Here is a 13,606-nt window from a genome sequence, read left to right on the forward strand (position 1 = left end):
TTTTTGTTTGGTTAGAGCCTGGACAAATAAAACAAAAAGAACGTCCCCCTGTTTGTGATTATTGGTATAATAGGAAGAAAATGGCGGATGTGATACGAATGGCCAGAACGGCGAGAGAAAAGTGCGATAGTGGGATATACCATGTTATTTTACGGGGTATTAATCGCCAGGACATCTTTTACGATGATGATGATTTCCAGCAGTTCTTAGAAACAGTCGGGCAGAAAAAAACAGATAACCAGTTCGCGCTATATGCTTATTGTCTGATGAGTAACCATGTGCATTTACTATTACAAGAACATACCGATAACATATCACGCATCATGAGCCGCATAGGAAGCAGCTATGCCTGGTGGTACAATCAAAAATACGACAGAAGCGGCCACGTATTCCAGGGAAGATACGGCAGCGAATGTGTCAAAGATAACTCCTATTTATTAACGGTAATGCGCTATATCCACAACAATCCGGTAAAGGCAGAAATGGTTGGTAAGCCAGAAGAATACAAATGGAGCAGTATGCTGGCGTATTATAGCGGCAGAGAATACCCGGTCAAACTAACCGATACCGATTTTATTTTAGGAATAATTCATTCCGAACGAAGTAAAGCGATTGCGGGATTAAGGGAATTTATGAGCCGAAAAAACGATGATAAATGCTTGGATGAGGAGATAAAAATACGCAAAAGTGATAGGGAAGTCAAAGACGAGATCGAAGCACTGATGAATGGAGAATTAATTGGAAAGCTACCAGGCATGGATAAAGCGCAGCTCAACGAGATATTGCGGAAAATAAAGGAGAGTGAAGGGGTTACCCTACGCCAGATAGCCCGAGTAACCGGGTTGAGTGTAAATATTATATATTCAGCGTAACGGAAACCAAACAAAAAGAACGTCCCCCTGTTTTCTGTGTTTTCTGTTTTCTGCACTTTTTTTCATAAACCTGGAACAAAACCCGGAAAGCTTTCGTCACAAGAAACAGCCATGATCATATGGTGGAGGAAAAACATGGTTATGATTTGCACCTCTACTGATTACCTGAACAACAAATCAGAAAAAATGAAAGGGGGAATACCACAAGTCATTAGTTTGACCGAATGGTCGACCACCTGAAAAGATTTATTTTAACTTATATTTAAGGAGGAAAAAGAATGTTAAGAAGACAAAGCAAACCGCTGTCAATAGCGCTGATATTCGTATTCTGCATGAGCTTCATGTTTGCAGGCTTTGCAGCCCCGGATTCAGCTAGTGCTGCAACCACTAACTTGATAACAAGCACTTCTGCTTTTGATGGAAACGCTGGAAATCAGAATTTAGGACAAGTTTGGATTTATGAAAATACTGATCAGGCAGGTAGTGTATTTTTTGATACCACAGCAGTGCCCGGTATACAATATGACATTACTGTAACTATTTTAACATCAGGCGTTGAGTTTCAAGCAGCACCGACGGCAGGTACTGTGGGTACCTTTGTTGCACCGCTAGTTACAATTCCTGTAGGAACAAATAAAATAGTTGCGGGGGATATAACTCTTCTGGGTACAGGTACGACCAAAACCTATACAATACGTGTTACCCCATCAACCGCAGCAGGTACTAGAAGTGGTCTGCAGTTTATGTTCCCGGTTAACATTGCAGGCGCAAGTGCTGGCCCCATAGAAGTGGAAATCACGGCACCTGATACCGGAATTACCAGCGGTAAATTTACTGTTGGACAAATCGCTGGAACCGGTACTCAAACGGTTGTTCTGGATACCGCTACTGTTCAAAATGGTGCTGTAGGAAGTGCTTGTGGGTTACTCAGAATCCAAGAATCCGTTGTAGATAGTCTGGCAGCCGGAACCCAGGTACGCCTTGACCTACCGGCTAACATGACCTGGAACGCTGCTACTGTTGTTACACCAGTTGGATTAACAATAGCCACACCTGCTGGCACAACACCTGTGGCTGGAGGCAATGCAGGTATTTCTACAAATTCAGCTGGGAATTCGAGACTGTCATTTAATGTAACAGCCAATCCGGCAGGTGGCAGCAGAGAAATTATTACGATAACTCCTAGCATAGATGTTGATGATTTCGCAAGTGCTGGTGATATTACCATTTCCGTAAGTGGCAATAATAGTAATGTTACATCTGCAGATGTTGTTATCGGAAAGGTAGCCGATTTTGGTATTAAGGTAGAAGCAATTGGCGATCCGGCGATTATTGTTCCTGGTGTTATTGATGTACCGGCTGGCGGTTTTAAGATTATAGAATCTGTTAACGGAAGCTTGTTAGGCGGTCGCAGTGTCCTCATGGAATTACCTTCATATGTTCGCTGGTTTACCGATCCGTCAATGACTACTGAAAAAGGTACGGCTGCTTTACTTGCTACTGTACCCAACAACACTATAGATGATTCCAGAAATACAAAGAAATATACGGTAGCACCCGCTGGTAGTGCTAGTGCTACTACTATCAAATTTGATAGAATTCGTCTAATAGTTGATGCCGATGCACCAGAAGGCCCTGTAGAAGTTAAATTCTCAGGCACAGCAGGTGCTACTGGTTCGGTTGTAATTGCTAATGTCGTTAAATCCCTAAAAACAGAAGGTGGCAGCAATAAGGTTATTATTGGTGCTGCAAATCAAAAGGCCAGTGACTTTACAATTACTGAGGTTGCTAAAGGAATTATGCATGGAAACCCAACCTTGCTTAACTGGGCTACAACTAGCAAAACTGCACTCGGCATAAACGCAAATCAGCAGGGATGGTTAAATATTATTGCTCCTCCAGGGGTCACATTTACCAAAGCGCCTACAGTGTCTGTAGAAGAGGGTAACATAAAGGTTGAAAAAGATTCTATCAGATTAAATGCAGGCAAGAATGTCGTTCAGATTAGAGTTAATGTAGCTTCAACGGCACCTTCAAAGCTTAAAGTATCTGATGTGTATCTTACTGTAGACAGAACAGTTCCGGTTGGCGATCTTAAGTTTGATATATCGGGGACTTCAGTTGATCGCTCCAGTCGCGCTAATGACGTAGCGGTAGCAACAGTAAAAGTCGCAGATGTTATAACACCTGCTCCCGACCAGGGAACTGAAGGTGCAGTAACTGGGCAGTTCAGAATTGATTCTAATATCTACGAAGTAAACGGAGTATCCAAAATTATGGACGCTGTTCCTTATATTAAAGCCGGACGGACTTATGTACCGGTTAGATATCTGGCCTATGCCCTGGGAGTAGCCGAAGCTGATGTAGTATGGGATGAAGCAACTCAGAAAGTTACTATGACTAAGGGTGACAATAAAGTTGAACTTACCATCGGCAGCACCACCTACGCTATAAACGGCGAAGCTAAGACAATGGATGTAGCTCCTGAAATCAATAATGGCAGAACCATGTTGCCTGCTCGTTATGTAGCAGAAGGCTTTGGATATGCAGTGGGCTGGGATCCTGGCACACGCACAGTTTTGATTTCCAAATAATCTGTAAAGATTAAGAAAAACCGAACCCCACCGGGGTTCGGTTTTTTGTGACTATTGAGGATTATATTGACACTGCGCCGGGCAGTTTATATAATGAATTTATACTGACCGGTGAGTCGGAGCTATATGCGAGGTGTTATGAATGAATCTTAAGCAATACATCTTAACAGGTATACTATGTATGAGCCTGGTATTTCCCAGTGTTGGTTACGTATATGCAGCCAGCCCTGCTGATAACTCCCTAAGTATCGAGCAAGCTTTGGAAAAAGCGTATAAGACTAACCCCGACCTTCGAAAGGCTGCATTAAATGTTGAAAAAGCTGAAATCATTCGCAATGACGCTGCTGACAGGGTAAAATGGATACCAACTGAAGGTATGGTAATGCCGACTTACCAGCAAGTTGTAAATGGATACCAGCAGGCTGAAATCGGCTATCAAACTGCCAAGAAGGTTGAAAACTCTGCGCGGGATGGTATAACCTGCGGTGTGGTTAGTGCCTATTCCAGTGCGGTAACCAATTACAATAACATGGAATTGGCGCGGATAAAGCTGGGAGATGCCAAACTGCAGCTTACCATGAGCAGTGTAGCCCGGGCGGTAGGAACGCTGTCTGATTTTGATTACGAAAAGGCCCAGGTAGGGGTAAAACACCTGGAGGAAGGATATGAACTGAGCAAGGCTAAGTATGAGGGGTCAATATCAAAACTGAGGTCATTACTGAACGAAAATGCGAACTGGAAGCCTGACTTGAACAGCAGACCGATTCTGGCTCAGTATAACAGGAATGAGCTAGGTATAGAAATAGCTCGGGGCTTGTCAGAATCGCGGATTGTTTGGAGTGCGGAAGCCCAGCTAAAGATAGAAGAAAGCCAACAGTATTTAGTAATTCCAGGACAGCCATTTGAATTGCAGAATCTAAATCTGGAACTGGCTCAGGTGGATTACGAGAAAAGTAAACGAGATACCCGGGCGACTATCGAGGAGCTATATTATATATTGGACACCATGGAAGGGCAGATAGCTGTGGCTGAAAAAGCCTATTTAACTGCTAGTAAAGACGTGCAAATTGCCCAGCTAAGATATGACCTGGGTTTGATCGCCAGAGCGGATTTGTCTACGGTGCAAGCCGCTGAACAAAATGCCCGCCTAAGCCTGGAAAATGCCCGAGCTACCCTGGCTCAATATAAAGCTCAGTATGCATATTTGACCGCGCAGCAGGTTTATAGTGCTGACGATTGGAATTAACCAAACAGAATCAAATAGGGGGACGTTCTTTTTGTTTGCTTGTGCCAAGCAAACAAAAAGAACGTCCCCCTATTTGCAATCACATTCTCCCCTTGACCTCCATTTCTATTTATCGCTATAATGCAATTATGATCCCGACCGACTGGTCGGTTATTTTAGGCTGTAATTAAATGGGAGGGGACGTAGTGGATAGGATTAAACGGTCGCTCAGTATTTTGCTGGTTTTGGTGTTACCCCTGGTGTTTTTAGGGGGGTGCGGGAAGGAAAAAGAGGTTATCAAGGAGACGCAATTAAGCGTCAGCACGGTTAAGGCGGAGAAGCGGGATATTGCCCAGGCCGTCAAGTATCCGGGGACGGTGCGGGGAGTTAATGAAGTATACATAATGGCAAAGATACCTGCCCGGGTAACCGGTGTATATGTGAAGCCGGGTGACCGGGTAAGTGCCGGGCAGACCCTTATGACCCTGGATAGCAGTGATTTTCAGGCCGGTATACGCCAGGCTGAAGCGGGGGTAGCCGCGGCTGAGGCGGGTAAGCGTCAGCATGACATTCAGTTGGAAAATGCCCGCCTGAACTATGATAGAACGAAGAAGCTGTTTGAGGCGGGCGCGGCCTCGCAGCAGCAGTTGGAAGCTGCCGAGAGTGCGGTCAGGGCTTTGGAGACCGGGAGTATCGAAGCTACTTTGCAGCAGGCGCAGGCCGGTCTGCTGGCTGCCCAAAGCCAATTAAACAACTGTACGGTAACTTCCCCTATCAACGGCACGGTAGGCAGTGTGGCTCTGTCTTTGGGCGAAACTGCCAATCCTTCCTCCCCGGTGGCTACTGTCAGTGACACCTCCCGTTTGGAAATAGAGACCCTGGTCGGCGAATCAGAAATCAGCTATATAAAGCCCGGCAATTCAGTGGATATACTGGTTAAGGCGGTAAGTGACGAGCCTTTTAAAGGTACGGTAAGCAGTGTTGCCGGTGTGGCTGATCCTATGAAACGAAATTATTCGGTCAAGGTAGTCTTGGATAATCCGGATAATAAGATTAAGTCGGGCATGTTTGCCGAGGTGCTAATCAGCACCGAAAGTAAAGCTGATGTCTTGACGGTGCCTTTAGCGGCGGTTCTTCCCCGCGGCGGTCGGGAGATTGTATATGTCGTGGACAGCAAAAACCGCGCCCGCGAGTTGGATGTTAAAACGGGACTCAGGGACAATAAATATGTGGAAATCACATCCGGTTTGAAAGCCGGGGAGCGGGTTATAACCAAAGGCAATACCCTGGTAAATAACGGTACCCTGGTCAGGGTCATTTCCGGGGGGGCTAAATAATGAAAATTATCGACTTCTCCGTAAAAAGGCCGGTAACTATGATTATCCTGGTGACGGTAATTATTATCATGGGCTTTTTCACCCTGTCCAAGATGGCGGTTGACCTGATACCGGATATGAAATTTCCCATCGCGGCCGTTATGACGGAATATCCCGGTGTAGGCCCGGAGGAAGTGGAATCCCAGATTACCAAACCGTTGGAGGGTACCCTTAATACCCTGGGCAATATTAAGGAAATCCACTCCATGTCTACCTCGGGTTCCTCTTTGATTTTGATTTATTATAACTGGGGAACCAATATGGACACCTCGGTCAATGAGATCCGGGAGAAGATTGGTTTAATCGATAAATATCTGCCCAGCGGCAGCGAGAAACCGGTGGTTCTAAGGATGGATCCTACCTTGATGCCGGTTATTCAGATCGGCATTAAGAGTGATACCATGAGCCTGGGTCAGCTGCAGGAGGTGGCTCAGGACGTGGTGGAACCGCGTTTGAGCCGGATTACCGAGGTGGCTTCGGTAGTAACAACCGGGGGAATGCAGCGGGAAGTGAAGGTGGAAGTAGACCCGGTCAAGCTGGCAAATTATAATCTTTCCCTGGGGCAGGTTACCCAGGTTCTGCGGGCGGAGAATTTTAATATGTCGGCCGGTCAGGTAAAAGACGGCGGACGGCAGTATTTTCTGCGCAGCCTGCAGCAGTTTGAATCGGTCGAAGATATCAAGAATGTTGCCATAATGACTCCTACCGGCGGTACCGTGTATATAAATGACATCGCCACCGTAACCGATGGTTTTAAAGATGAAAGTCAGATGACCCGGGTGGACGGGCAGGCCGCGGTGGGGATTCACTGTTTGAAGCAAAGTGATGCCAACACCGTCAAGACTTGTAAAGCGGTACGGGAGGAACTGCAAGAAATCGAAAAAGAGCTGGATCTGGATTTGGAACTGAAAGTGGTCATGGATCAGTCCACCTATATCAACCAGTCTCTTAATACTACTAAACGGGTCATGATCGAGGGCGGCTTGCTGGCTATGCTGATTCTGTTCCTGTTCCTGCGTAACCTGCGCAGCACCTTGATTATTTTTACTGCCATACCCCTTTCCATTATCACAACTTTTATTCTTATGTATTTTAACCACGATACGATTAACCTGATTACCCTGGGGGGGCTGGCCCTCGGCCTGGGGAGGATGGTGGACGACTCAATTGTGGTATTTGAAAACATATACCGCCACCGTTTGTTGGGGCTGTCGGCGATGGATGCGGCTGTTACTGGTGCTTCCGAAGTGGGGCGCGCGGTGGTGGCTTCAACCCTGACCTTAATGGCGGTTTTCTTTCCGATATTGTTAACCGAAGGCCTGTCCTCGGTCTTGTTTAAGCCTCTGGCAATTACGGTTATGTTCGCCATATTCTGCTCTCTGATGGTGGCATTAACGGTCGTGCCGCTGATGGCTTCGCGTATGTTAACCGATAAATCCATGGCCGCCCGCGACCGGGGAGAAGGCAAGCTGGCTCGCATTACCACCGGTTTTGGGGATTGGATAGACGGCCTGGGCGAACGCTATAAGGTTTTGCTGCAGTGGGCACTGGGTCATCGCCGCAAGGTAGTTATCTATGTTACGCTGCTCATGGTCGGCTCCCTGGCTTTAATTCCCCTGGTGGGGGCTGAGTTTATGCCGGCTATGGATTCCGGGGAAATTTCTATTACGGTGGAGGGCGACAAGGGCAGTCTTTTAAAGGAAACCGATAAAACCATAAAAAGGATGGAAAAGGAGTTACGCGAAATTCCGGAAGTTGATACGATATTTGCCAGTGTCGGCAGTTCAGCCAATATGTTTATGGATTCTGGGGTACAAAGTGATAACGGCACCCTCTACGTTAAACTGGTTCCCCGGGCGGAACGTCAGCGCGGGGTGGATGTGGTAAGTGAGGAAATACGTCAGCGGGTAAGTGATATTCCGGGTGCTAAAATCAAGGTCACGGTTATGGATATGACCGCCAACATGGGTTCGGCAGCCGGGCCGATTAACGTACAGGTGCGGGGTGATGATCTTAAGGTGTTGCGGGAAATATCCGACCAGGCCGCCGAGGTTATCAGGAAAGTTCCCGGCACCAGGGAGATAACCTCTTCCATAAGCGATGGCAATCCCGAGGTTCAGGTACGGATTGACCGCACCAGGGCGGCGGCATTTGGATTGACTCCGGGTCAGGTGGCAGCCGAAATCCAGAATGCCCGCCAAGGGACGGTGGCTACCCGCTACAAAGTCGAAGGTGATGAAGTCGATGTGCGGGTGCGCTATTCCCCCGAAGGGTATGATGAATTTTCCTATATACAGAACCTGGGCATATTGAGTCCGAGCGGTGCCGTGGTGAAATTATCCCAGATTGCCACTTTCGACATGGAACCGGGGCCGATTCAAATTACCCGCGAGGATCGGGTACGCAAAGCGGAGATCAACGGCTATCTGCTTAACCGCGACCTAAATGCGGTCATGACTGATATTCAGGCTGAATTGGGTAAAATAAATCTCCCCTCCGGCTATACGTTTGAGTATGGCGGGGAGCAGAAAGAGATGACGGAGAGCTTTGCCTCGCTGGGATTGGCATTGCTGCTGGCTATTATTCTGGTCTATGCGGTTATGGCAATCCTGTACGAATCATTTTTTAACCCCTTTGTTATTATGTTCTCAGTTCCTACGGCTATTATAGGTGTTGTATTGTCCCTGCTGCTGACCGGTAAGCATTTCAGTGTGGTTGTCTTTATCGGGGTAATAATGCTGGTTGGTATAGTGGTGGCTAATGCCATTGTCTTGGTGGACTACTTAAAACAACTGCGGGAGCGGGGTATGGAACGTAATGCGGCTATCGTGGAGGCAGGCCGGGTAAGGCTTAGGCCTATACTAATGACGGCCCTGGCTACGATTCTGGCTATGTTCCCCCTGTCGTTGGGATTGGGTGAAGGCGGGGAATGGAACTCTCCCCTGGCTATAGTAGTTATCGGCGGCCTGCTGGTATCGACATTGATTACCTTGGTATTAGTACCGGTGGTCTACAGTATTTTCGACGACTGGGGCCAGAAGCTAAGCCAACGCCGCAACCAACCCCAGGTGCAAACCGACTCCGGCGAATCGGTAGAATTCTAAAAACAGCAGCTCTACGAGGGGGAGGGGTTAAATAGACACAGATAACACAGATTTACCACAGATTTACACAGATTATTCCTTTTTAATTGTCTGTAAGATTTGCTTAGGCAATTGCCAGATTTAGTGTAGACGTGTATATTACCCAGATTTTTATCCTTATCGTGAACCCGAAAAGGTGTCCAAATCTGTTAAATAAGATATTCCATGTCTAGCCAAATCATAAATATATAATCTAACCTGACGTCTAATTAAAAAAAATAATCTGTGTAAATCTATCTAATCTGTGTTATCTGTGTCTATTCCTCCCTTCGGGTTGCAGTTATCATAGGAGGGAATATGGTTACGAAGCGGGATATGATTTTAGAAGCGGGGATTAAGGTTTTTTCCCAAAAAGGGTATCATCATGCCAAGATGGAAGATATTGCGGTAGCGGCCGGGATTGGCAAAGGTACTATTTATGAGTATTTTTCCAGCAAGCTGCAGCTCTTTCAGGAGATTATGGAAGCCGGACTGCGGCAGTATCAGGAAAGTGTCAGCACGGAAAAAATCAGCCAGATGGGCATCGCGGAGCGGATTCAAAAAATCACCGCCGGACATTTTTATTTCTGCCAAAATTACAAGGAATTATCCCGAATCCTCTTCTGGGATACGGATATAATTGACGATGAACTGAAAGACTGGTTCTACAACAAGCGTAAAGAGAAAGAAGGGGTATTGGAAGACTTGATCCGGGAAAGTATCCGCAGCGGGGAACTGCGCGAGGTAGATGCCAAGCTGGTTACCCTGATGATCGGCGGCATATTGGGTCAGATCTGGATGCCGATTGTCCTGGAAGGCTGGGAAGCCGAAGCGGAAAGTACCGCCTGGCAGATTACCGACCTGATTATGAACGGCATCGTCCCTAGTACTTAATTTAACCGGGGAATGTCCCGGTTATGAGGCGGAATGTTGATGAAGGATAAAAAAATCCTATTGGGTCTTTGGGTTGGCATATGGCTGGTCGTATGCTGTCAGCCGGTTCTGGCATTAACAGATATCAAATCGCATTGGGCGCGGTTGCAGATAGACCATCTGCACAGCCGGGATTTAATCAGCGGTTATCCGGATGGCTCCTACCATCCGGATACCTATGTCACTCGGGAGGAATTCGTAACCCTCCTGGTAAAGGCGATACATAAAGAAAACGAAGCCCAGCAGTTGTCAAAAGGGGAAAGTACCTTTGCTGATGCCGCCGGGCGGTGGTCGATGGGCTACATTGAGCTGGCTCGGGAGTTAGGCATTGCCCAGGGCAGCGAGTCGGGGCTGTTTTTACCCGGCAGTTATATCAGCCGGGAAGAAGCGGTGACGATGCTCGTAAACTGTCTTAAGGCCGACCATCGCGATCTTAACCCGGCTGATCTGGCCGACTCCGGACGGATTTCCCCTTGGGCGCAGGGGACAGTGGCCTATGCCCGCCAAAAAGGTATAATCTCGGGTTACCCGGACGGCAGTTTCCGTCCCCAGGCTAATATCACCCGGGCCGAAGTGGCCTGCATATTGGAAGAAATGCTGGGGTTACAGGGAGAGCGGCATCATTTTTACGGAACCTTGCAGGATATAAATCTTCGCTTAAGACAGATGATTGTAAGGCTTAACGGGGTCGAGCAGACATTTGAAATGGCTGCCAATGTTTTAGTATATGCCCGGGGAGAGCGGGAGCCGGTCAAGGAACTGGAACTTCCCCTGCCTGCCTATTTCGACCTGAACGCTAACGGCAAGCTATCCTTCGTATATATAAACGACACCCCTGCCCACGGCAAGGTAAATCTTGACATTAGAACCCTGCCGGATTATGCTCGCCCGGCGGATTACCAGCCGATAAACATCTACAGCCTCCAGGATGAAGAAGATATGACCCTTGTAAATCAATTGCAAAATGATCCCGCCAACAGTTTGAAAATCAGCCGGGATGCCATGAAAGGCGGGGAGTTCATGCAGCTTACCGGGGCCAGTGGACGCGGACAACTGGTAGCCGTAATTGACAGCGGCATAGATTCCGGTCACCCCGATCTGCAATATACCCAGGATAACTTCAAGAAAGTAATTGATTTTGTGGATTTGACTAATGAGGGCCAAGTGGCTCTTAACCAAACCGCCTGGGCTGTCAATGGCTCCATCAGGATAGGGGAGCGGGACATTAAAGTCGACAATTTGTCATCGGTGAATGGGGAATTTCGTTATGGCTATTTTGAAACATGGCGTCTGCCCCTTAATCCGGCGGTGGCCTATCCAGATGGGCAAATACTGGTGGTTGCCAGCAAAAGCCGCTATATAGACCGTTTTGACACCGTATATATGGATTTAAACGGAGACGGGCAGTTAAACGCTGAACAGGGTTTGAAAAAATACAGTGAGACTTATCAGCTAGGCCAAATAAAAGGCAGCGGCAATCAGGTTTTTAATTTTGTAGTGGCGGAAATGGCCCGGGACGGCAGCTATGTGAAGCTGGGTTATGACGCTTTAGGTCATGGAACCATGGTGGCCGGAGTCGTGGCGGCCGATGGAATAATCGCCGGTGTTGCCCCCAATGCGCAGCTCCTGCCGGTCAAGATCATTAACAGCGCCGGTACCGCCAGGCTGGACAACTTGAAACTGGCCCTGCGGCTGTCCGCTGAACGAGGGGCTAAGATAGCCGTAGTCAGCATGGGGCAAATGGTTTTAAACGAGACTGAGCGGCAGTCGCTGGCGGATATGGCCGCCAAGATCTGGCAGGATTTCGGCATGGCGATATGTATAGCCACCGGTAATGACGGGCCAGGAATCGGCACGGCCGCGGCTACCTCGGCACTTAACAATGTTATCAGCGTGGGAGCCTATGCCACACCGGAAATGTGGCAAAATGATTTTGGCTGGCAGGTAAACGAACCGCGCCTGTGGTATTTCAGCCCCGGCGGACCTGGCCGGAATGGCCGGGCCTCCCCTCTGGTAGTGGCTCCCGGCAGTGCCGTATCCACTTATCCCCTGTGGGCAGATTCCCCTTATCAGCTCGATCAAGGTAGCAGTATGGCAGCCCCGCATGTAGCCGGAGCCGCCGCGCTGTTAATGGACGCCGTTTCCCATCAGCTCTACCGGGATGATGTGCGGGCGGTATGGATGGCATTGCTGGGCGGAGCGGAGCCTCTTAAAGGTTATCAACCGGCCGAGCAGGGCTATGGAGCCATTAATCTCCTGCGCTCCTGGCAGGAGATTAAAAACCTTACCCAGAATCCCCTTAATTACGAATTAAGCCAGTACAGCCCGGAATTTGGAGCAGGGAGTGGTTTTTATTCCCGCACCCTGCCGCCCGGTAAATTGTCACTTACCATAAAAAACCCCAACTATGTCAACAGCCGTCTGGCGGTAGGCAGCCTGTCCCCCTGGATCATGCCCGGGCAGATGGTGGTACAGATTCCGGCTAATAGCGAAAGAACGATTGATTTGGATTTTGCTGAGTTAAAGGAACCCGGATTATATAGCGGTTTTGTGCTGGCTGATAACGCTTTAACCCCCGGCTGGGATGCCGCCGCGCTGCAAACCGTAATTGTGCCTTATAAATTAGCAGAACTGCCTGAAAGACAGTTCGTGGAACAGTACGGGCTGGCAGCGGGCGAATATAAACGGTATTTCTTCGAAGTGCCGCCGGGAAGTACCCAGCTGAGTCTGGCCTTGCAGGCCGGCCAAAAAGGCCGGGTGCGCATGCACCTTGTAGCCCCGGACGGCAGTCAGACCACCAGCCATTATGCCGGGGTCGGCGACCTGCAGCCACGGGACAAGGCGAACCTGGTGTTTGCTAATCCCCTGCCGGGAACCTGGGAAGTAGTCGTATACAGTTCCCTTACTTTAAGTTCTCTGGGCTTAGAAAACAGCATCTACACCCTGACCGCGTCTTTGGAAGCCGATACGCTTAAGCCCTGGGGAAGGGCTTATAAATATCTGGTATCTGCACTGCCGGAGCCCTTCAAAGCCGGGGAAAAATCCCTTCTCAGTCTGCATTTCTATAATGCCAGCAGCAAAATGCCGGTTAATGACCTCGTATACATCAATGGCCGCCTCTATGAAGTAAAAGACGGCCGGGTCCAATTAGAAATAACCCCGCCAAGTGACGTTCTCAATCTGAACATAGCCTATTAGCCCCGGAAATGGTAGTAATCGTAGGGGAGGCTTCAGCCTCCCCCGGGATATACGTCAATCGCCCGCCGATAATCGTAGGGGAGGCTTCAGCCTCCCCCGGCAGATCAGCCTCCCCCGGGGATATACGCTAAATGCCTGCGGACAATCGTAGGGGAGGCTTCAGCCTCCCCCGGGTAGACCAGGCTCCCCCGGATATACGCCAAATGCTTGCGGATAATCGTAGGGGAGGCTTCAGCCTCCCCCGGGTAGACCAGGCTCCCCCGGATATACGCCAAATGCTTGCGGA

Annotated in this window: 7 protein-coding genes; all 7 read left to right on the forward strand. The window is 48.6% G+C overall.

The annotated features are described in order from the left end of the window. Positions 1–80: 80 nt before the first annotated feature. Positions 81–872 (forward strand): REP-associated tyrosine transposase, encoded by a 792-nt coding sequence (locus tag AAV90_RS02475; protein WP_207642029.1) that lies wholly within the window; start codon positions 81–83, stop codon positions 870–872. Positions 873–1,150: 278 nt separating this feature from the next. Further along, positions 1,151–3,466 (forward strand): copper amine oxidase N-terminal domain-containing protein, encoded by a 2,316-nt coding sequence (locus AAV90_RS02480; protein ID WP_046495453.1) that lies wholly within the window; start codon positions 1,151–1,153, stop codon positions 3,464–3,466. A gap of 142 nt (positions 3,467–3,608) precedes the next feature. Then, the gene (locus tag AAV90_RS02485) at positions 3,609–4,712 is read left to right on the forward strand and encodes a TolC family protein (RefSeq protein WP_046495456.1); all 1,104 of its coding nucleotides are present in this window, start codon (positions 3,609–3,611) and stop codon (positions 4,710–4,712) included. A gap of 185 nt (positions 4,713–4,897) precedes the next feature. After that, complete coding sequence (locus AAV90_RS02490) at positions 4,898–6,028, forward strand: efflux RND transporter periplasmic adaptor subunit (RefSeq protein WP_046495459.1); 1,131 nt, start codon at positions 4,898–4,900, stop codon at positions 6,026–6,028. Then, positions 6,028–9,171 (forward strand): efflux RND transporter permease subunit, encoded by a 3,144-nt coding sequence (locus tag AAV90_RS02495; protein WP_046495462.1) that lies wholly within the window; start codon positions 6,028–6,030, stop codon positions 9,169–9,171. Before AAV90_RS02490 ends, AAV90_RS02495 begins: the two co-directional genes overlap by 1 nt. A gap of 336 nt (positions 9,172–9,507) precedes the next feature. Continuing rightward, a complete protein-coding gene (locus AAV90_RS13915; protein ID WP_052729551.1) occupies positions 9,508–10,083 on the forward strand; it encodes a TetR/AcrR family transcriptional regulator in 576 nt (191 codons plus the stop codon). A gap of 39 nt (positions 10,084–10,122) precedes the next feature. Beyond that, entirely contained in the window at positions 10,123–13,320 is a 3,198-nt protein-coding gene (locus AAV90_RS02505) for a S8 family serine peptidase (protein ID WP_046495466.1), read from the forward strand. The last annotated feature ends 286 nt before the right edge of the window (positions 13,321–13,606 follow it).

The organism is Syntrophomonas zehnderi OL-4, from assembly GCF_000983115.1.
GTDB lineage: Bacteria > Bacillota > Syntrophomonadia > Syntrophomonadales > Syntrophomonadaceae > Syntrophomonas_B > Syntrophomonas_B zehnderi.

What these genes read in the sequence shown, in the direction of transcription:
- AAV90_RS02475 (WP_207642029.1), top strand. Translation starts at nt 81, where the DNA reads ATGGCGGATGTGATACGAATGGCCAGAACGGCGAGAGAAAAGTGCGAT.
- AAV90_RS02480 (WP_046495453.1), top strand. Translation starts at nt 1,151, where the DNA reads ATGTTAAGAAGACAAAGCAAACCGCTGTCAATAGCGCTGATATTCGTA.
- AAV90_RS02485 (WP_046495456.1), top strand. Translation starts at nt 3,609, where the DNA reads ATGAATCTTAAGCAATACATCTTAACAGGTATACTATGTATGAGCCTG.
- AAV90_RS02495 (WP_046495462.1), top strand. Translation starts at nt 6,028, where the DNA reads ATGAAAATTATCGACTTCTCCGTAAAAAGGCCGGTAACTATGATTATC.
- AAV90_RS13915 (WP_052729551.1), top strand. Translation starts at nt 9,508, where the DNA reads ATGGTTACGAAGCGGGATATGATTTTAGAAGCGGGGATTAAGGTTTTT.
- AAV90_RS02505 (WP_046495466.1), top strand. Translation starts at nt 10,123, where the DNA reads ATGAAGGATAAAAAAATCCTATTGGGTCTTTGGGTTGGCATATGGCTG.